This is a genomic window from Bacteroides sp. f07, from assembly GCF_042854785.1.
In the GTDB taxonomy this organism is placed as follows: Bacteria; Bacteroidota; Bacteroidia; order Bacteroidales; family Bacteroidaceae; genus Bacteroides.
The window spans coordinates 3,405,343-3,427,798 of sequence record NZ_BAABXI010000001.1 but is presented as its reverse complement, the minus strand read 5'-3'; the positions used below and the strand labels follow the sequence as shown (position 1 = coordinate 3,427,798).

Genomic DNA, 22,456 nt, shown 5'->3' with positions numbered 1-22,456 from the left:
TTGCAGTGAGAACTTTTTCTCATACCTATGAGTATTTATTCTCATTGTAGTGAGAATTATCCCTTGTCTGAACATGCTGTGACGGCGCTTTTCTAGTTTATTATTGCATAGTTCTACTCACTTCTATACGTTGTTTCTCAAGTTTCCCGTCATTCTTGGTTCTATTACTGATTTCTTTGCAACGAATAGGGGCGCTCATTTCAAGTAAGCGTAATATTTCATTCAGAGATTCCCCTTCAAAAGTTGCTTTATAGGAGTACTTGCCTAATTCGGGATCTTTCAGAATAAATTCCACATTATAAGTCTGTCCCAGGCGTTTGAATACATATTCCAGTGGGTCATCCCTAAAAATGAGTATTCCATCTTTCCATGAACACCATTTATATGTATTGGTTTTGTTGACTTTATACAATGCAGTTGCCAGATTATAATCAATCTTCTCTCCCGGTGAAAGGGAAACTGTCTTTTGTTTATCGAGAGTTACCGCTACTTTTCCTTTTACCAACGTTACTGCCGCTATATTATCAGGAACATATGCGTTAACATTGAATGCAGTGCCGGTAGCTTCTACTGTCAGTTCTTTGGTTTTAACGATGAAAGGATGCTCTTTATCGGATTCTACTTCAAAATAAGCTTCACCTTGCATGGAAACCACCCTTTCTTTACCTTTAAATTGAGCCGGATATTTTAGGGAACTTCCGGCATTCAGCCATACCTTAGAACCGTCGGGAAGATTAACTACCGACCAAGTGCCGTAAGGAGTAAATAACTCCTGATAAGTTTCTGCAATTTGAGAATCAGGCTTAAAATAAAGATAAGCAGATAATATCAGCAACGGGAGAAGCAAGATAGCTGCAATTTGCTGCCAGTAATATAGGAAGGACAACTTGGGACGGGCGGATGCCGGTTGGCTTTTATGACGAATCTGTTCCATCACTTTTCTTTGTGCATTGTCCACGTCTATCTCTTCCGGGCTAAAAGCCGGATGAGTAATTTCCCATATATTCTTTTGTACAAGAAAGCTCTTATAGTTTTCGGGGGTAGCTGATATCCAGTTCTCCAATTCCTTGATATCTTCTTGTGTCGCCTCTTTCGAGAGATATTTGGAAATTATAATCTCTATGTCCGAATCTTTATGTATCATATGCATTTTTACCTTATATATAATAGACGTTTCAGAAAGAAGAACCCACATCCATTAGTGGAAAAGAAAGAAAAAAAATAGTAGATAAAAATCTTTCAATAAAATACGAAGCTGCTTCAAGGCCTTACTGATACGTACTTCCACCGTTCTGACAGAGATATTCAGACGATTTGCGATTTCTTGATATTTAATGTTTTCCAACCGGCTCATCTCAAAAACTTCCCTTTCCTGAGGCGGCAATTGCTCCAATGCATTTCTTAATTGTTGACATAAATCGGAGTATAGTATGTAGTTCTCTGTCGTATCTATATTAATAGAGGGGGATTTAAGCTCATAGGCAATATGTTCGTCTATAATTCTACGATGCCGCAATTCATCCAGGCAATAGTTTCGAACCGCTTTCAGCAAATATGCTTTTAGTGAGAGTTCTATTTCCAGTGTCTTCCGGTCGTTCCATAATTTGAGAAAGATATTTTGCACAATATCCTCACAAACCGATTTTTCCGGGATATATGTACCGCCAAACAACACCAGGTCTTTATAATAAGCATGGAATATTCGGGTAAAAGCCTGTTGGTCATCCTGTTTCAATGCTATAACCAGGAAACGATCATTGGCAGTATGTTGTTGGGTATCTGACATAGTATTGCAGTAGAAATTCTGTTGTTGGGGGTAAAAATAGAAAGATTATTTGGGATAAACGATAGTTTGAAGAAAAAATAGTTCGGATAAAAAATAATGTGAGATGGGATGTGGCTTTTATTTTTAGAAACGTCTTATTGATAGAAACGAGAGAAACACACACTTTTATTAACCTTTTAAATAATACAAGTCATGGGAAAAACATAATCAGTAAATTTAGCTTCTGACAACTGATAAAAAAGGAAGGTCTGACTCACCTTCCTTTCCAAAGATTCAGTTATTCGTTAATCAACTTATTTGTAGAACCAATAACCAAACATGTAAAGGTATGAAACTTATTTCAATTAGGAAAATGAAAAAGAGAATTAATGTACCTGTGAATGTAAAAATGGGGAAAGTTTGTGCTGTATGGCTGTTTTGTCTTGTCTTGCAAGCAATTAGTATGCCTGTTTGCGCACAGTCTGCCAAGATTACATTGCGATTGAAAAATGTGACCGTAGAGGAGGTTTTGACTAATATTGAAAAACAGACAAACTATCGTTTCCTGTACAATAAGGATATTGTCAATGTAAACCGTATAGTGGATATCTCCGTGAGAAATGAATGGATGACTCAGGTACTGGATAAACTGTTTAAAGGTGAGGGAGTGTCTTACGTCATTGAAAAACGTCAAATTGTACTGAACAGAAATTCGTCCCGGCAACAGGGGAACAAACGGACGGTCAAGGTGACAGGAAAAGTAGTGGACGAATCGGGTGAGACACTTCCGGGAGTAACCGTTATGATAGAAGGGGCTACACAAGGAACTATCACCGGTCTTGACGGCAGCTACCTGTTGCAAGTTCCGGAAGGTTCGACACTGAAATTTACTTCAATAGGTTATATCACATATACGCAGAAAATCACCGGGCCGATAACACTGAATGTGACGATGAAAGAAGATTCGAAACAGTTGGATGAAGTCGTTGTGGTGGGGTATGGAACACAAAAGAAGATTAATTTGACGGGAGCCGTTTCAACCATCAATGTTGAAAAAGAACTGGATTCCCGCCCTTTGACTAATCTTTCAATGGCATTGTCCGGGATGAGTGCAGGAGTGCAGACATTGCAATCGTCCGGTAAACCCAACAGTGATATGGCGACCATACGTATCCGCGGTATTGGAACATTGAACAATTCCAACCCTTTAGTATTGGTTGACGGAATGGAATTATCATTTAATGATATAAATCCCAATGATGTCGCTTCAATTTCTATCTTGAAAGATGCTGCTTCATGTGCTATCTATGGTAATCGTGGAGCAAATGGCGTTATAATGATTACCACAAAGGAAGGGAAAAAAGGCAAGACATCAGTGAATTATTCAGGAAAATTTTCCTTGAACCAACCGTCAAATCTGATTCAGCTTGTGAGTAATAGTGCCGATTATTTTGAATTAATGAACGAATCAGCCCGGAATATCGGGCAGAGTGATATTTTCAGCCAGAACACAATAACAGAATGGAAAGAAGCGGCGAAAAATCCTGATGGTCTTGCGGAGTCCGGTTATCCTAACTATGTCGCTTATCCTAATACCGATTGGTATAAAGAACTGTTTCAAAATAAAATAATGAGCGAGCATACGATTTCAGTAGTCGGTGCTTCCGACAATGTGAATTATAATTTTTCCGGTTCTTTCCTGGATAACCCGGGATTAATACAAGATACGGGGCTTCGGAAATATTACATACGTTCCAATATAACTGTAAAAGTGAAGGACTGGTTGCAGATAGGCAACCGTTCGCACGGTTATCATACAGACCAGGAACGGAATGAAGTAGATGCTTTTACAGGTGGAATACACGGTCAGAAGCTTCCACCGGATATTTATCCTGAATATGATGGAAAATTAGGACTTCCCGAAGCAGTAGAAGAAGATCCGACATCTTCCAACCCTCTTCATTTGTTAGCTTCTTCAGGCGGCTCTTTCAAATATGAACAATTAAATACTTCCATGTTTGCAGATGCTACAATCTTCAAGGATTTTGTGTATCATGTTGAGTTTGACTATATGCGTTATCGCCATGATGCGGACTGGCTTTCCAAGCAAGTCGGGCGATATAGCTTTAGAAGAGGCAAACTTGTGGAGCAGCCTACAACTTTAGAAAATATGTCGAAAGCTGTTTATTCGGAAGAATCCAAAAGATGGCGCTTCGTACAGACGTTGGATTGGACTAGAAGTTTTGGGAAACATGACTTGGGAGCACTTGCAGGCTATGAAGCCATACGTAACTGGGGATTTAATACGGATATGGCGAAACAAGGAGCTGCCGACGCAAGCTTGACAGACTTGTCTACATATACGGAATTGAGCAATATAACGGGAGTTACCTGGGAAAATACTTCCCGGTCTTTTTTCGGTCGTCTGACTTATGCTTATAAAAGCAGATACCTGTTTGAAGTAAATGCGCGTTACGACGGTTCCTCTCGTTTTGCGCCGGAAAGCCGTTGGGGATTTTTCCCGTCTTTCTCCGGTGGATGGCGTGTCTCGGAAGAATCATTCATGCAAGGTTCGCCTTTTGATAATCTGAAAATACGTTTGTCGTGGGGAAAGCTAGGAAATAATAGTATTGGAGACTATGAATGGCAGGCTACTTATTCCGGAAGTAATTATATTTTTGGAGATAAACTGACTTCGGGGTTGGCGCAGACCGTAATTGCTAATCAAAAATTGCGTTGGGAGAGTGTGACGCAGGCTAATCTCGGACTGGATTTCGCTATATTGAATAATAGGCTGGTTGGAGAATTTGATATTTACAATAAGGTTACTGATGGCATCCTTTATCGTCCGGGTGTGTATGCAACGATGGGGAACAAGACACCCGCCCGTCAAAATTATGCCGAGGTTACCAATAAGGGTGTTGAGTTGACATTGAACTGGAACGACCGTATCAATGAATGGTCATATTCTCTCTCCGGGAATTTCTCTTATAATAAGAATTATGTCAGCAAGTTTAAAGGAACTTTAAAGAATAGCTGGGAATATGACGAGAACGGCAGTTATGTCTATAAGTCGAATCTGGGAGATGTTTCTGACGGAGGGGACAACAGGATAATTGAAGGACATATTATCAATGAATATTATCTGAAAGAGCCTTATAAGGGAGATGCTACTTATTTCTTTAATAACGGGTTGGTTAATCCTGCCGGAGGTCCTAAAGACGGGATGATTCGTACGGAACAGGATATGCAGTGGTTGAAAGCGATGCAAGATCAAGGTTACGTATTTTATCCTAACCAAAAAATAGGAAAAGCTAATTTATGGTATGGCGATTATATTTATGCTGATATAAACGGGGATGGGCTTTATGGAAATGACTATGATAAGAAATTTCAGAAAGTATCGTCAGTTCCGAAATATTATTATGGATTGCAGGGCGCGGTGTCATGGAAAGGATTTGATGTTTCCATGAATTGGCAGGGAGCGGCAGGATTTTCCATTTATTGGTATTCGGTAGGACAAAATTCCACATCCACAATTTTGGGATATGGATTATCGAAAGAACTTCAAAATGACCATTATTTTTATAATCCGGAGAATCCCAACGACTCTCGCACCAATTTACATTCGAAGAACTCACGCCTGACGCTTAATCAAACCAATCAGGCAACAGAAGCGAGTACGTTGCACCTTGAAAAAGGTAATTTCCTGAAACTGCGTAACCTGACTATTGGCTATACACTTCCGCAAACATGGACACGGAAGTTTTATGCCAATAAAGTACGTGTCTATTTTTCAGGTGAAAACTTGTTGACTATAACCAAATTCTCAGGTATGGATCCGGAAATGCAGACGGGTATGGGATATGTAACAATGCGCCAGCTTGCGTTAGGTATTAATATTAATTTTTAATCTGTACGACAATGAAAAAGACTATCTCGATTATTACACTTGGCGGCATATTAATATTGTTTGTCTATGCTTGTTCTGCAGACTTTTTGGATACGAAACCGGCTAATGTCATATCCACGGCCGGGGTTTGGGATAACGCAGAGCTGGCTGTTCAGGTTGTGAATGGAGTATATAATGCTCTAAGAGCAGATTATGCAACTAATAGCGGCTATGACGGTGATTTGCATTTTTATGATTATCGCTCCAGCATAATGGATATGGATCGCAACTGGATTTGGCATACACCGACGCTTTTCGGAGTAGCTACTCCTTCATCAACAGAGTTTCTCTCAGCCTGGAAGCGTTATTATGAATTGATTCACAGGGCCAATGATGTTATAGCTAATATAGGAAAGACACCCGATATGAGTGACGGGAAGAAAGCGCAATATATTGCAGAGTGCAAGTTCCTTCGGGCGTATAATTATTATCGGATGAATATTTTATGGAAAGGAGTCCCTCTTTATTTGGAACCGGTGACAGCCGAGGAATGTATAAAAGGGCGTTCTACAGAACAGGAAATCTGGGATGCAGTGCTGGCTGATCTGACAGCTTGTGTCGAAGAACCGAACCTGCCTGCCAAGTATGCTGCCGGTAGCTCGGACTACGGGCGGATCACTAAAGCTGCCGCTTATTCATTGCGGGGGAAAACTTATTTGTGGCTGAAACAATATGATAAGGCGGAAGATGATTTCAGGGCAATCACTAAGATGGGGTATTCATTGTTCGGGGATTATAAAGCTCTTTTTAAGGAAGCTAACGAACGTTGTGATGAAATGATATTTACCATTCCTTGTATAGAAAACCCTTCCGGTTACGGGTCTGTATTTAATTGGGCTTTTGGTAACCGGACAACGAGTGGTTCAGGTTGGAACAATTATCTGCCGAATCCTGCCTTTATAGACAGTTATGAGTGTGCGGACGGCAAACCGTTTGACTGGGATGATTATCTTCCCGGTTATTCTACGATGAGTCCGAGAGAACGTTCCGTATTTTTCTTGCGGGATAACCTGACTGACGGGGAGATTAAAATAATGGGAAGTTATGGTGCTGATATGGAGCAATATCTTCCCAATGGAAATGAAGCGCGTATTAAGGCTGCTTATGCAGGTAGGGATCCGCGTCTGGCTATGAATGTGATAACCCCTTATTCCACATATCTGGGTGGTGTGACGGGGACGGCTATCTCATATACATTGCGCTGGCCATATCGGGGCTCTGACGATGCTGAACCTTATGATATCCGGACAGACACTAATGATAAGTTTTATTACTTGATCCGAAAGTTTGTGTATGAAGGTACGGAACATACGATTATGGAACGTTCTCCAATTGATATTCCATTAATCCGTTATGCAGATGTGCTTCTGAATCTGGCTGAATCACTGACAGAACAGGGAAAATGGGAAGAAGCTATACCTTATGTCAATGATGTCCGCGGCAGAGTAGGAGTCCAGGCATTGAATACCAACGATTATACAACAGTAAAAGGCTTGGATGATATGCGCCAACGTGTCCGTAAGGAACGGTACTGGGAATTGGCTTTTGAAGAATATATGTTTTTTGATGAACTCCGATGGGGAACATGGAAAGAGAAAAAGTTTTATGAAGGCAACGGGTTGATGGAAGTCTGGGGGAATACTACCTATTCTTATTTGTGGGGTGGTGATTATCTTTGGAAATGGGCAATACCTGCTTCGGAAATGGAAAAGAACTCAAATTTAGTACAAAATGATGGATGGAATAATTAATATGAAAACACATATGCTTATTATAATAAATTTATTAGCTACACTGATGTTTGTTGCATCATGTAAGCAGGATGCGGAGGAGTCTTTTTTCTTTAAAATAGAAGATGGATTACAGGAATGGCATGTGGGAGCAGAAGGAGGAGAGCAGGAATATACAGTAGAGGCTAATGCTCCATGGCAGATTGTACATAAAGGGATAGGTACATGGGCTAAAGTTTCTCCTCGCAGAAGTGAGGGGGCGGGAAGTTTTCTGATAACAGTCAAGGAAAATGAAAGTGAAGAAGAGCGTTCCGTGTCACTTGCCGTGCAACTGGCAGGAAAGGATTATCCTGTCAATATTTCTATTATTCAGGAAGGAGCGTCTTCGGAGCCTGTCCCACCGGTAGAGGAAGACTATCCGATAGTGTATAATTCATTCCGTGTGCGTGACCCGTTTATTTTTGCGGATCCCGTATCTAAAAAATATTATTTGCATGTTCATGCAGACGACGCGCTTTATCCGACGTCTGCCAATCAGATTGCCGTGGCTGTTAGCCGTAATTTACGTGATTGGCGGAAAGCCGGAATCAGCTTTGAAGCACCGGCAAGCTTTTGGGGAAAGACCGACTTCTGGGCTCCCGACCTTTATTATTATGAAGGCAAGTATTATATGTTTGCTACTTTTAGCGGAGCAGATGAAGTACGGGGAGCATCCGTATTGGTGTCCGACAAACCTGAAGGGCCATTTATTCCATTGGTCAACAGGCCCGTTACTCCTAATGGATGGCAGGCCTTGGATGCTGCGCTTTTTGTTGATGAAAACAAGGATCCGTGGATTGTATTCAGCCATGAATGGACACAAATCTCCGATGGAACTATCGTTGCACAGAAATTGACAAAAGATTTGAAAGAAGCGGCTGACGAACCGGTGACCTTGTTTGCGGCAAGTGCAGCGCCTTGGGTTATTAGAAATTCGTATTATGTATCAGATGCTCCATTCCTGTACAGGGCGAATAATGGTGAACTTTTGATGCTATGGTCTAGTTTCTTGTTGGGAAAGGACGGGAACGGACAATATGCCATTGGTGTAGCCCGCTCTCAATCGGGTACTGTTACAGGTCCTTGGATACAGGACCCTCAGCCCCTGAACCCGAATGATAATGGGGGGCATGCCATGATTTTTAAAGATTTTGATGGAGTTTTACGCATCTCGTACCATTCTCCTAATACTCCGGGAGGCAGTGAACGGCTTACGATACATCGGATTGTTGATAATGACGGACAATTGTCTATTGATTTTTCCTCGGCATTAAGTAATTAAACCTGATACAGTATGAAGTACATAATTCTATATGGAATGTGTGTAATAGCTCAGATGCTATTATTCACAGGATGCGAAGATAAGGAACAGGCTTCTCCTTACTTGGCACTTGATAAGGATGAGCTAAGCCAGTCGTTTGCAGCTGCTGCAAGCACTAAGGATATAACCCTGTTTTCTAATCTGGAAGTTACCACTGACATATCTCCTGCGGAAGCGACAGCCTGGTGCCGGTTTAGTTTGAAGAACGTAACGGAAGACGAATCGGTTCTGACTATCAGTGTGGATGAAAATACAGTAAAGCAAGGGAGAAAAGCGACTATAACTCTCACTGCTCCTGATTATCGGAATGTAAAGGTCGATGTTATTCAGTCAGGTATCATCTTGCCTATAAGACTGACGGAATTTGAGCCGCAGAATGGTGGAAAGGGAGATATAGTAACACTCAGAGGTGAAAACTTCGGAGATATAGCGGCCAATCTGCGTGTTTCTTTCGGAACTACTGTTGCCGAAATCCTTTCAGCAAGTGATACGGAATTACAGGTGAAAGTACCTAAAATAACGAATAGCGAGACTTGTAAGATAAGTGTGAAACTGGACAAAATGGAGGAAGCCTATACCGATGACTTTATGTACGAGAAACGTTGGTGGATAGAAAATCTGAAAGTGGATGTATTGCCTTCGGCAATTGCTGTTGACGATGCCGGAAAGAACATTCTCTTTTTACGCCGTTTCCCGGATGACCGGATTCCGGCTGAACTGGGACTTTATCGTTTGTCGGAAACAGGTGAAGTATCTTTCCTTGCCGGTTATGACCGTGTGGCGGGAGGATATGGCTTTACAAGTGTTGTTTATGATAATGTTTCCAAGAAATTTTATACAATAGCTGAATGTGGCGGTACGGCAATCCAACTTATTGTAGTTGATCCGGCTAATAACTGGTCGACTGAGGTGAAAGCAGTCGAAGCGGGTATTGACGGCTATTGGGGTGTTGGATTGACAGCTAGTAAGGACGGTAAATTATATACCCGGCAGGGATGGACAAATACTGTTATAGAAATAGACCCTTCGACATGGACTGCAAAAACAATAGGATTAGTCGAACGGCATGGCAGTCAGGAATTTTCGACGGCTCTTGCTGTTGCTACCGGTACGAATCATTTGTATGTACAAATCAGGTCAACGTCCGAACTGGCATATATTGATGTCACGACAGGCGAAGTTACTTGGCTGAATACTTCTACCGAGACAGGTTATTGGGACGGCGCATTTGCCGAAGCCCGTTTCTTGAGGGGGGAACAGATGTGTTCGGACGATGAAGGTAATATCTATATTGTTGACCAGGACAATCATGCTATTCGTATGGTGAATGACACAGGAGTTTCGACTGTCATTGGCGGCAATGGTTCCGGTGCTGTAAATGGCGTTGGCAAAGATGCAAAATTATGTGCTCCTTCGGGATTATGCATGGATGCTAACGGGGTTATGTATATCGGAGACACATGGAATGCCAGTATCAGAAAAGCAGTTTTTGAGTAGTCTCTTATATTGTAGAATATTGAAATATAAAATCTTATGAGAAATATATTAGTAGCATTTTTTATTGGCGTTATATTGTTGGTTTCTTGTAATCAGAAAACAACTCCTGTCCGTGAAGTCTGGACAAAAGAGCAAGCTAATGAATGGTATAAACAATGGGGATGGCTTCGTGGTTGTGATTTCATTCCGAGTACGGCTATCAACCAACTGGAAATGTGGCAGGCGGATACTTTTGATCCGGTGACAATAGAACGCGAACTTGGTTGGGCGGCAGGAATCGGAATGAATTGTATGCGCGTATACTTACACCACTTGCTTTGGGAAACGGATAAGGAAGGATTTAAGAAACGTATCAATGAATATCTCGCTATTGCCGATAAACATCATATTTCTACCATCTTTGTCTTTTTGGACGATTGCTGGAATCCTGTTTATCAGGCAGGCAGACAACCGGAACCACAACCGGGAGTGCATAATTCGGGCTGGGTTCGTGATCCGGGCGATCTGTATTATAAAGGTGATACGGCAACTATACTTCCGGTATTGGAAAGTTATGTGAAAGATATTCTGGTTACCTTTAAGGATGACAAGAGAATCGTGTTATGGGATTTATATAACGAACCCGGTGGTTCGGGCAATTACAGGTATGGTGAAAGGAGTTTGCCTTTATTGCAGAAAATATTTACATGGGGACGGACGGTTAATCCGTCACAACCTCTGTCTGCCGGAGTATGGGATATGAATTTGACCAATCTCAATAAATACCAGTTGGAAAACTCGGACGTGATTACTTATCATACGTACGAATCTTTGGATATGCATAGGCAACTGATAGATTCATTGAAACAATACGGGCGTCCGATGATTTGTACGGAATACATGGCACGAACTCAGAATAGTACTTTTCAGGATATTATGCCTGTGTTGAAAGAGGAAAATATCGGTGCGATAAACTGGGGACTGGTAGCCGGAAAAACAAATACGATTTTTGCATGGGATACTCCGTTACTTGACACAGTAGAACCACCATTATGGTTCCATGATATTTTCCGTAGTGATGGGACGCCTTATTCGGAGGATGAGGTGGATTGTATTCGTTCATTGACTAAATAATTCTTAGTGACAACTATGAGGAATATATTAGCAATGATACTTAAATGATATATGAATAGAAGGCTATTTTTAAGGATATTGAAATAGCCTTCTATTTTGAGCTTTAAGGAGCTTTCAATGCTTCTGAAAACTGCTGAAAGTTCTTGTTCTTTTCCAAGCTCCATCCTGTTTCTGCATACGCGGCTATCCTGGGAAATAGCAGTTTATCCATACTTTCTACGGTCGGAATAAACTCTCCCCACATCTGGCAACTGACACCTAATACATGAATACGCTGTTCTGTTGTCAGCCCTTCGGGTACAGGATTGAAATGATATGCTTTCTCTAAAGGAATTTTTTTGTAGTCATAATCGAGATAAGTATATTCGTGATAAGCATTTACAATATCATACCCATTCTCGATAGCTTCTTTAATCAAAGAATAATCTCCTTTCCAACAATGTACAATCGCATTTTTGGCCAACTTCTCATTTTGGATAGCAGTATCAGTGGAAGATTGGTATTCGTGTAACTTGCTGCCCGTGATTTCGTTCCAGCCCATCATTCTTTTTCCTTTAGAGGAAAGCCAGTTGGATATGCCGTTGGTGAAATGCACTTGTAGTTCTGCCGGTGTTTGCAGTGCATGTTTCTGCATATATGCCTGTACTACAGGAGACTCTTTCCATTGGTTATATTTCACTTCATCGCCTCCGATATGGATTATCGGAGAAGGAAATAATTCAATAACTTCGGTCAGGATATCTTTCAAGGCGTCCAGTACTTTGGAATCGGCTACGTTGTAAACGTTGTAATGCACTCCGAATTTTCCCGGCACCTTAATAGATTCGTTATTTGTTCCCAGCCAGGGGTAAGAAGCAATGGCGGCACTGGCGTGTCCCGGCATTTCTATTTCCGGGACAATATTGATATGACGTTCGCGGGCATACTCGATAATTTCTTTAATTTCTTTCTGGGTATAATAGCCGCTATGTGGCTTACCGTCGAACACATCACTCTCAAAATGGTTGATTTCGCTTGAATCACGGTAAGAACCGATTTCTGTAAGTTTGGGGAATTTCTTGATTTCAATGCGCCAGCCTTGGTCGTCAGTCAAGTGCCAATGGAACGTGTTCATTTTTAAATAAGCCATTTGGTCGAGTAGCCGGCATACTACTTCCTTGCCTTTGAAATAGCGTGCTTCATCCAGCATGAAAGCTCTCCAACTGAAGTTCGGATAATCAGTTATGGTCAGTTGCGGAAGTCGACGGTCAGGATATTTACCGATAAGTTGGCGTAATGTTTGGATACCGTAAAATATTCCCGTGGACGAAGACGATTTTATCTGTATATTTTGATTTGAAATTTGCAGGACATATCCTTCTTTGTGTGCAGGAAGAGTAGTCGGGGAGATTTGTAACTGAATCATTGCATCGGATTTGCCGGAATAAAGTTTTGTGGTTAGCTTTGATTCCTGTAAATACTTACTTAGCAGAATTGCTTCCTTTTTTAATGCTGATGAATAGGAAATATCAACAGAACCGGGTAATATGAGAGTGCCGGACTGCATCTGGAGCTCGGCAGGTTGTGGTATTAACCGGATAGATTCTTCCGCTTTGAGCGGAAATGAAAATAGAGTTATTGCCAGCAGGAAGATGAATGTATATGTAATCCTCATATCATTGTTTTTTAGAGAGATGTGTCAAAGCTAAATGACAGATATCTTTGAGCGATGACACACCTCCTGTTTTTTATTTATTGGATAGTTATCTCATTGAGTAAAAACCAGCCGTTTTTTTCTTTTTTATCTTTGATTGCCAGTTTAATCCCCGGCTGTTGGTCTTTCGTCTGGTCGACGATAGCCACAGCCCATTGATAAGTCCCTTTTGGAATATCAGTGAAAGTAACCGGATAAGTATAAGAATGTACCGTATTATGCAGCCAGTCCGAAGGTTCTGCATTATCATCTACCCATGTTTGTACAAGCCTCCCTTGTTGGTCAAACAATGCAAAAGCCGGTTTATATTTATAATTCCAGTTGGGCATATTGTTGGGCAAATAACCATTTCCCGTATTTTTCCATTTGTGTGAAATGGTGACTGTCGAATTGGCTTTAATACGGACAGGCAATGATAGGCTACACGGGTAAATCCGGTATCCTCCTTGGACGATAAATTTCTCTACTAGGTCATTTGCCCGTTCGGTCCACCCTTTTGTTTCGGGAATCTCTCTTAAATCCAACGTATTGAAATGTCCTTCAATAGCATGTTGATAAGTCTGTTCGTACACATCTCTCCATGTATTCATCCGGTAACGTGTATCCGATCTGAATGGAGTGCAATCATCGGTGGAACATCCCCAATAACAGGATTCTCCGATAAGAAGTGTCTTTCCATACATATCCGCGACGATTCTCCTTTCTTCATCACTGAACCACATACTTCCCAATCCGTCCCTTCTCATGCCATATCCTTTTCCATCGATTGCAATTCGTTTTTCGGTGTCGAAACCGATTTGGCTGCCAAAGGGGAGCGTAAGAATGACATGTTTGAAATGAGTGGAATAGAGCGTTGTGAACCAGTCGAATACTTGCTCGAATTTGCTTTGGTCTTGCAGAATCACATGATGACATTCTCCCCACCAGCCGAGGCTGTATCCGTCTACAAAGTCTACGATGTCCGGATTATCATATTCCTTGGCAAAGGCTTCGACAAACTTTTCCAGTTTTTCCTGAAAAACCGGGTCATCCGGATAAGGTGTCCAAAGATCACCTTTCAGTCCTTTCACGGTATAGCCTTTTGCTCCGGCACGGCGTACGTAGTCAGGAGTTCCGGCACGCTGGTTATCCTGTCCGTTGTCGTAAACACGGAAGCAGAGTTTCAATCCACGATCTAAGGTACCCTGTATCAGCTTTTTGTAATTTTCATCATATAGCCAGGCATACTTGCCTTCCTCCGGTTCCATGTCCGACCATCTCCAGCGTACATAAAAGAAGGAGGCATATTGACGGGCTGCCTCGTCTTGGGCAGCCCAGTAAATATCCGCGTTTTGTACTTCATCATTAGCGTCGTCATATACTCCCCAACCCATACAAGGGTTGCGAAGCAATGATACGGTGTCTTCCTGCAACTCTACCTTTTGACAGGCGTGCGAGCAGCCTGCAAGGATAACGGAGATAAATGCAAATAGATATAAATATATATGTTTCATGTTTTATCGGTTCATTTATTTAATAGTCATCTCACTGATAAACGTCCACCCGTCTTTTTTCTCCTTATCTTTGATACCGATATTGATACCAGGCTTGTTATCTTTGGTTTTGTCCACAATAGCTACCGCCCATTGGTAATTGCCTTTGGAAATACCGTCAAGGGAAACTTCATAAGTATAGTTTTTCCGTTGGTTAGACAGCCATTGGGAAGGCTCGGCATCTTCGTCAATCCATGATTTTACCAGTTTGCCGCTCTCGTCGAACAAAGCAAAGGCCGGTTTGTACTTATAATTCCAATTCTTCATGTTATTCGGCAAGTAACCATATCCGGTGTTTCTCCATGAATGGGAGATAGATACGGTTTGACCTGCTGAGGCTTCATAAGGCATGATTACATAAGTAGGATATACCCTGTATCCGCCGTTCAAAACAAATTTGCGGACAAGTTCCGGTGCCAGTCCCGTCCAGCCCTTTGTTTCGGTAATCGTTCTTAAGTCGAGTGTGTTGAAATGATAAGTCTGGGCATGGTCGAAACTCTGATTATATACATCCTTCCATGATTTAAAGGAATATTTCGTGTCGTTTCTGAAAGGTTCGTAAGCAGCCGTATATCCTCCCCAGTAAGCACATTCGCCCACCATTAAAACTTTTCCGTACATTTCGTTCGCTACTTTCTCATCATTTTCAGTAAACCACATACTTCCAAGTCCGTCTCTACGTAATCCATACCCTTTTTGGTCGATAGCGATTTCTTTTTCCGTATTGAATCCGATTTCACTATTATAGGGTAATACCAGAATGATATTCTTGAAGTTCTTGGAATACATCGTTGTAAACCAGTCGAACGTCTCTTTCTTCTTGTCAGAATTCAGGTATTCAATATGTGAGCCTTCTCCCCACCAGCCCAAAGAGTGCCCGTCGATAAAATCTACGATATCCGGATTGTCATACTCTTTAGCGAATGCTGCGACAAACTTTTCATATTTCTGCTGAAAGATAGGATCGTCGGCATAAGGAGTCCATAAATTACCATTCTGTCCTGTCACAGTATATCCTTTAGCTCCTGCGGTACGGACATATTCGGGAGTACCTTGGCGGATGTTGTCCTGTCCGTTGTCATAGATACGGAAACATAGCTTCAATCCTCGGTCGAGCGCTCCTTGAATCAGCTTTTTATAGTTCTCGTCATAGATCCAGGCATATTTTCCTTCCTCCGGTTCCATTTCCGACCAACGCCAGCGTATATAGAAGAAAGATGCATAGTTGCGTGCAGCTTCGTCTTGTGCAGCCCAATACTCTTCTGCGTTGGCTACATTGCCGACTGCATCGTCATAAAGCCCCCAGCCCATGCAAGGATTACGTAGCAGCCCACTTCTGTCTTGTTGCAGGTCAATAGCTTTTGACCCTTTGGGTATACCGTTCTGACCGGATTCCGAATCTGAATCGGAACATCCGGCAAATAGTGTCAGGCAGCACGCCAGTAATATTTGAAAGTAATATCTTTTCATAATGATGCATGTTTTATTAGTTATTCTATATAGATATAGCGCATGACGGTTCCTTTGGCCCAGGATACCCATAAAGTTTCGCTGTTATCATGGATTAAAGCTCTCCATGGATCGTTCCATGTCGCGGGATCCCCCAAATCGGCGGCCATAAAGTAGAATTTTTCCTGAGCCAGTTCGATTGCGTCCCTATCCAGATTCCATGTACCTGCTGAAGTAAAGCTCAGTCCCCATTCGTTTAAATGTTCCTGACCGGTAGGATCTTTATAATAATAGACAGGGTCTTTAAGAACATTATACCCGCCATTTTTCCCGGCTTCGGAGAATAAATAATTCCATTCGGCTTCTGTCGGTATTCTCCAACCTTCAGGGATAATCCGGTCGCGAATCACGAAACTGTAATAGGTGCCGATTGCTTTGATCCAGTTCTCTCCAAGGGATTCGGGAGCATATCTGTAATATTCGGATTCGATTTCCGTTCCGTCCGGATATCTGGTAGTATTCAGATTCTGGGCTGTCCACACTTGCGAAGTTCCGTCAGAGAATGTCACGCGGACTACGGGATAAGTGATCGTCTCGTCTCCACGTTTGTCAACCAGGCGCATCATGTCGTTTGTGTATAATGTGTTAGCGACACGGGAAATAAGTGACTGATCTGTATTGTTACGTACATTCCAATAAATAGTATTGGTCCGGTAACGCTTGATAGACAACTTTTCGATTGTCTGTTCCATTTCTTCGTGGGTGATCGAGATATTTCCTGTTCCTTTTGTCGGTAGTTCCACGAAGCTGTCCATTTCCGGGTCTAAAGAAAGGAGTACCGTACACTCTGTATCATAACCGATTCCTGAAGCATCCCATTCAAATTTTATTTTGGTTTGTGTAGCGTCTGCCAACAAAGTGGCTGTTGACATATCTTCAGGAGTGAGCAAAACGCTTTTCATTCGTCTGACTTGTAACGTACGAACTTCTGATGCAGCGGCAGTCTGGTTGTTTTTATCTTTCACAGTCCAGTATATGAGTTTCTCATTCCCTGATTTAATATCCAGTTTAGAAAATAATTGGTTGATAACCAGTGCTGATATGCTGCAATTTGTCCCTGTCCCTGCTTCTACGCTAACCTGTTTCACGAGATCCTTGGTCGTGCTGAATATCAGCACGGAACCTTCTTCCGAAGCCTTATCCCAAGTAAACTCGTATGAATCTTTACTTTCATCATTTAAGTCCATAGTTGCTCCTTCTGCGGGAGAACTCAGATAGATGCCCGACATTGGAATTGTGATGTCGGTCTTATAATCATCTTCGCAACCGGCGAACATTAGTAGTCCGATGATGCTATAAATTAACTTTTTCATGATTTTTCTTTTCAGTGATTAATAACCGGGGTTCTGTTTGATTATTCCCTTACCTTCGTCAATAATATCTTGTGGAATAGGAAAGCGGTAACGGTTTTCATCCACGAGCGTCTGTTTACCCATTGATTGAGCCTTCTTTTTGATAGCTTCCACAAATAATCCATAACGGATTAGATCCTGGCGGCGGTTTCCTTCGAAGTATAACTCCCAACCTCTTTCGTCCAATACGGCTTTCAGGAATTTGTCCACGCTGTTCAAGTCTTGTAGGCTGTATCCTTTGCCGGGAAGCGAGCGGGTACGCACCTCATTAAGCAAATCAATCGTTTCCTGTGTTACGGCATTTTTGTTGCGCACAATAGCTTCCGCCGTCAAAGTAAGCACGTCGGCATACCGATAGATAATCCAGTCTATTTGTGAATCCTCTCCCGTGCAATCCGGGTCAAATTCATATTTCAGTGGAACCGCTCCGAGATATAATTGCGCGGAAGGATCCGGTCTGTCATTCTTTTCATTATGTACCACTCCGTCTTTGCTGGTATATTCGTATGCGATCGTCTGCAGGCGTCTGTCTTCCGGATCAAAGGTCTGCATAAAATCCCATGAGATTTTATATCCGTTCCATTTGGTCATTTTATCCAGATAGGAGGTGAAATTATAATCGTTGGGCAATACATGAGGCTGCCATTTGTGTTCCTGGTATCCTTTGGCGCATTGGCATGCCCAGATAATTTCCGGGTTCTTCTCATTTGCCAGTGTGAATATATCTTTGTATTCGGGCACAAGTTCGAAACCATATTCAGATTTCATAAGTTCGCGTCCTTCTGCCTCCGCCTTATCCCATTGCTTGGTCAGCATATAGAGTTTTAGCAAAACGGTATGTGCCAGTCCGGCTGTAAAGCGGCCATAGTTTTTGTCTCCTTTTTTGTAGTTGGCGGGAAGTACTTTACTTGCTTCTGTAAGTTCAGTCTCGATGTATGTCTGCATCTCCTCTTCGCTGAGTCGGGGCAGAATTTTCTCCGCCATAGGATTCTTGAGTGTTTCCAGGTCGGCAATGGGGATTGGGCCGTAGAAATCGTAGAGAAGATATGCCAGCCATCCTCTGCCCATACGAAGTTCGGCAATATATTGCTGTTTGAGGGCGTCATCCATTTCAATATTGTTCAACCGGTCGATAGTCAGAGTCATTTTACTGATATCGTTTACATAGGCGTAGCTCTCAACGGTCAGCCAGCTACCGGAGCCGGATATCTTGAGAGTATTCCAGTTGGCATAGTTGATGTGGTCCCACCCCCAGTTGCACATTCCGTAATCGCCTGCCTCGTCGCTTACGATTTGTATGCCTGTTGCTATATTAAACAGACCTCCGTAACCACTATTTTTAAAGGTGGCGTATGCGGCAGACGTTGTGATAGCATCAGCGTCTTCTGCCGTTTTGGGGAAGATACTGGTATTGATATCACCATAGTTCTCGGAGACGAGTTCGCACGAAGCGTTCAGTCCTGCGATGAGGCAGCTTCCGAGAGCAAGATATATAAGTTTTGTAATTCTTTTCATGTTCAATTCTTTTTAGGTTTATTTAGAATGAAATATCTACTCCGATGCTGAAACTTGTGACGTTGGGATACGCATTCGTGTTACTGTCCGTTTCCGGATCTTGACCTTTCCAGTTGGTCCATACACACGGATTGTTGATGTCAGCGTATACTCGCAGTCGGTTACAGATACTTTTACTGATCGGGACAGTGTATCCTAATGTAATGTTTCTGATACGCAGGAATGAAATTTTCTGGAGGAACAGGTCACCGGTACCATAAGCCGACTCTATAAAGCTTGGACGTGTACTTGTCTGGTTGTCCGAACTCCAGGCATCTTTGAAAGAGACAGGTACATTCTGCCCCAGTTTGATGCGGTTACCATAAGACCCCCAAGCGTCGTAATAGCTGTTTGCTCCTGCTATTTTTCCTACTTGTCCATACATATATATATTAAGGTCGAAATTCTTATAAGAAAAATTATTGTTGAAACCAAAAATGAATTTGGGGTCATTGCGTCCGATTAAAACCATATCTTCCTCATTCAGTTTATGGTCTCCATTTATATCCTTGAGTTTCACTTGTCCGGGAAGAAGTTGCGGCTGGTGGACGGGGGCTTCCTCACCGGGCTGCAACAAGCCGTCGGCTATGTAGGCAAAGACTCCGCGAATCGGGTCTTGTTCTTTCTGATAGGCGGCAGGTTTCCAGTTCGGGTCGCGTTCTTTCCAACGGTCGTTATATGTTGAGAATGTTAAATCGGTGCTCCATGCAAATTGTTTAGTCTGTATATTCTGCGTGTTCAGAGTCAGTTCCACACCGTTACTTTGGGTTGAACCGATGTTGGCTGCGATGGTTTTTACTTCATTGTAGTGGGGGATTGCTTTCTTCTTTACCAGCAAATCGGAAATTGTGCGCTGGAAATATTCGGCAGTCAGGTTGATTCGGTTGTTGAAGAATCCCAAATCCAGACCGATATTAAATTCGGTTGTCGTCTCCCACGTCAGATTCGGGTTACCTAATTGTGACACATAAATACCTACGTGTTGTGAATCACCGAATTGGCTGCCATACCACGGGTCTGCTCCATAATAGTCGAGAGCTCCGTTACCTACGTTATAATTACCGGTTTGTCCCCAGCTTAAGCGCAGTTTACCATTCGAAAGAAAGTCAGAGGAAAAACTTTTGATGAATTTTTCTTCGGAGAAACGCCAGCCGGCGGATACGGAAGGGAAATATCCCCATTGATGTCCTTTGGCAAAGTTGGAAGCACCGTCAGCGCGGAGGGTAGCGGTGAGCAGGTATTTTTCCTTCCACGAATAATTAAAACGTCCGAAGTAAGAACTCAAACTGCTGACTGATGCGTACGAACCTACCGGCGGGCGGCTATAATTTCCTGCTCCCAGATTATTGTACAGGAATGAGTCATTGATAAAATCCTGATTGCCCGCACTCATTCCTTCGGTGTTGAACTTCTGATAGGAATAACCGAAAAGCACATTGAAGCTATGTTCGCCGAATGTCTTTTGATAATTGGCTGTCAGATCCATTAAATAGTCGTTGTTATCTTCTTGGGCTAAATATGCCTGACCGTTAACAGCCGCACCGTATTGAGTGGTTTTCGGAAGATAAGTTTTTCGTTTCTGATATTTCCGGTCGATACCCAAATTGGCCTTTAGCTTCAGTCCCTTGATAGGCTCCACTTCTATATAAGCTGAACCCAGCAGACGCTCTTTGACAGTTTTATCATTAATCTCCAAGAGAGAAACCGGATTCGGAAGTTGAGGCATCAGAGGATTGGCCGAGTAGTTTCCTTCTTCATCTCTGACAGGGACAGTCGGATTGAAGGCTACAGCAGCAGTAATAATGCCTGAATTCTCATTCTCACCGTTTCCCAAAGGTACATTGTCGTAGTTATTCCGACTGATATTGAAAGACAGTCCGCCCTTTACATACTTGGAAATCTGTTGATCCAGATTTATTTTTGCAGTGAAGCGTTCCATATCATTATTCTTCACTACGCCTTTATGGTTTAGGTAGTTGATAGAAGCCATATATTTCGTCTTGTCTGTTCCGCCGTTTATAGAAACATTATGCTGGTGCATAAGTCCGGTACGTGTGATTTCATCAAACCAGGGAATTGTCGGTGCGTTAAGTATCTGGTCGTTCGAGTATCTGGGTTTAAAGTCCGCTGCATCATCATTTGGAATCATATAATCCTCGTAAATGCCTTCTCCTTTTTCTTTCAGCCATAGCTCGTGATAATATCGGTTGGTTTGATACATATAGTCCTGCCCGTTCAACATCTTGAATGAGTTTTTCATTTTTTGCACAGAGACATTGGCGGAGTAGTTGACACTTGCTTTTCCTTCTTTTCCCCGTTTGGTGGTAACGATAATTACACCATGTCCGGCTCTTGCACCGTAGATTGCGGTAGAACTGGCATCTTTCAGAACTTCTATTGACTCAATGTCGTTCGGGTTGATGGACTCGAGAATATTATCGGTTTGACCGGCATCATAACGGTTGCCCGAACCAAGTGTGGAACTGGAAGAAACAGGAAAGCCGTCGATGATGATAAGCGGATCATTTCCGGCTCCGACGGAGGCTGCGCCACGTATATTAAAACTACTGCCACCACCTACCTGGGCACTCGTCTGGACTACTTGCAGACCTGCTGCTTTTCCTGCTAACGCATGGCTTACAGTTGTGAAAGTCTGCACGGGAGTTTCATCCATTTTGATAGAAGAGATGGCACCGGTCAGGTCTCTTTTCTTCATCGTTCCGTATCCTACAACGACAACCTCATCCAATGCTTGTGCGTCTTCTTTCATTGTGACCGCCAGATGTGTCTTGTTTTTAGTGTTCACCTCTTGCGTCAGATATCCCAAGTAAGATATTAGCACACTGTTACCTTCATCAACAGTAAGTTGGAACTTACCGTCAATATCCGAGATAGTCCCATTTGTGCCATTTTTTTCTTTGATATTGGCACCGATGATAGGTTCTCCGTAATTGTCTGTGATTATTCCGCTAATTGTACTTTTCTTCTTTTGTTGGGCGGCTTGGTTGCTTTTCTTCTTTATAATGATGTCTTTACCTTGAATTGTATAACTAACATTTTGTCCTATTAAAATCTGTTCCACTACCTTTTCTATAGGTAAGTTTTTGGCTGTTACTGTAATAATCTTCTGGGTATTCAAATCGCTTGCCGCAAATGTAAATGAATATCCATTCTGCTTCTGTATTGTTTCAATGGCCTGTTTTACTGTCACGTTCTTCAACTGCATACTGATATGCTGTGCAAATGAACTCAGATGAAAACATAGCATGAGCAGGACCATGAAAAAAACTTTTTTCTTAGTTTTCATAAGTCAATGAATAAATAATTGATAAATAAGATGAGAAGTTTAGGATTTTCAGTATATTTGCCTAAGCTTTCATCAATAAAGTCACTGTGGCT

The 22,456-nt window shown here is 42.2% G+C and carries 13 protein-coding genes; 5 read left to right on the top strand and 8 right to left on the bottom strand.

Going from position 1 to position 22,456, the window contains the following annotated elements:
• Nucleotides 1-100: 100 nt before the first annotated feature.
• Together ACGHVY_RS14055 and ACGHVY_RS14050 are read right to left on the bottom strand one after the other, a co-directional pair.
• Complete coding sequence (locus ACGHVY_RS14055; RefSeq protein ID WP_390599473.1) at nt 101-1,144, bottom strand: FecR family protein; 1,044 nt, start codon at nt 1,142-1,144, stop codon at nt 101-103.
• 54 nt (nt 1,145-1,198) lie between these two features.
• Nucleotides 1,199-1,786: an RNA polymerase sigma-70 factor gene (locus ACGHVY_RS14050; RefSeq protein ID WP_390599472.1), complete on the bottom strand. Its 588-nt coding sequence runs from the start codon at nt 1,784-1,786 to the stop codon at nt 1,199-1,201.
• 328 nt (nt 1,787-2,114) lie between these two features.
• Between ACGHVY_RS14050 and ACGHVY_RS14045 the strand changes: the two genes are divergently transcribed.
• Genes ACGHVY_RS14045 through ACGHVY_RS14025 form a run of 5 tightly spaced genes read left to right on the top strand, consistent with a single transcriptional unit; the run spans nt 2,115 to nt 11,417 of the window.
• Nucleotides 2,115-5,678, top strand: coding sequence for a TonB-dependent receptor (locus ACGHVY_RS14045; protein ID WP_390599471.1), 3,564 nt, complete (start codon nt 2,115-2,117; stop codon nt 5,676-5,678).
• 11 nt (nt 5,679-5,689) lie between these two features.
• A complete protein-coding gene (locus tag ACGHVY_RS14040) occupies nt 5,690-7,468 on the top strand; it encodes a RagB/SusD family nutrient uptake outer membrane protein (RefSeq protein WP_390599470.1) in 1,779 nt (592 codons plus the stop codon).
• Between the two features lie 13 nt (nt 7,469-7,481).
• Nucleotides 7,482-8,768 (top strand): family 43 glycosylhydrolase, encoded by a 1,287-nt coding sequence (locus tag ACGHVY_RS14035; RefSeq protein WP_390599469.1) that lies wholly within the window; start codon nt 7,482-7,484, stop codon nt 8,766-8,768.
• A 12-nt stretch (nt 8,769-8,780) separates the two neighbouring features.
• On the top strand, nt 8,781-10,304 hold the full coding sequence (locus ACGHVY_RS14030) for an IPT/TIG domain-containing protein (protein ID WP_390599468.1): 1,524 nt from the start codon (nt 8,781-8,783) through the stop codon (nt 10,302-10,304).
• A gap of 36 nt (nt 10,305-10,340) precedes the next feature.
• Complete coding sequence (locus ACGHVY_RS14025) at nt 10,341-11,417, top strand: cellulase family glycosylhydrolase (RefSeq protein WP_390599467.1); 1,077 nt, start codon at nt 10,341-10,343, stop codon at nt 11,415-11,417.
• A gap of 103 nt (nt 11,418-11,520) precedes the next feature.
• Here the strand turns inward: ACGHVY_RS14025 and ACGHVY_RS14020 are convergent, their stop codons facing one another.
• The 6 genes from ACGHVY_RS14020 to ACGHVY_RS13995 form a co-directional block, all read right to left on the bottom strand.
• Nucleotides 11,521-13,071: a beta-N-acetylhexosaminidase gene (locus ACGHVY_RS14020; protein ID WP_390599466.1), complete on the bottom strand. Its 1,551-nt coding sequence runs from the start codon at nt 13,069-13,071 to the stop codon at nt 11,521-11,523.
• A gap of 77 nt (nt 13,072-13,148) precedes the next feature.
• Nucleotides 13,149-14,603: a hypothetical protein gene (locus tag ACGHVY_RS14015; protein WP_390599465.1), complete on the bottom strand. Its 1,455-nt coding sequence runs from the start codon at nt 14,601-14,603 to the stop codon at nt 13,149-13,151.
• A 15-nt stretch (nt 14,604-14,618) separates the two neighbouring features.
• The gene (locus ACGHVY_RS14010; protein ID WP_390599464.1) at nt 14,619-16,112 is read right to left on the bottom strand and encodes a hypothetical protein; all 1,494 of its coding nucleotides are present in this window, start codon (nt 16,110-16,112) and stop codon (nt 14,619-14,621) included.
• Between the two features lie 20 nt (nt 16,113-16,132).
• On the bottom strand, nt 16,133-17,464 hold the full coding sequence (locus ACGHVY_RS14005) for a SusE domain-containing protein (RefSeq protein ID WP_390599463.1): 1,332 nt from the start codon (nt 17,462-17,464) through the stop codon (nt 16,133-16,135).
• Nucleotides 17,465-17,482: 18 nt separating this feature from the next.
• Nucleotides 17,483-19,018: a RagB/SusD family nutrient uptake outer membrane protein gene (locus tag ACGHVY_RS14000; protein ID WP_390599462.1), complete on the bottom strand. Its 1,536-nt coding sequence runs from the start codon at nt 19,016-19,018 to the stop codon at nt 17,483-17,485.
• 22 nt (nt 19,019-19,040) lie between these two features.
• On the bottom strand, nt 19,041-22,364 hold the full coding sequence (locus tag ACGHVY_RS13995) for a TonB-dependent receptor (RefSeq protein ID WP_390599461.1): 3,324 nt from the start codon (nt 22,362-22,364) through the stop codon (nt 19,041-19,043).
• Nucleotides 22,365-22,456 lie beyond the last annotated feature (92 nt).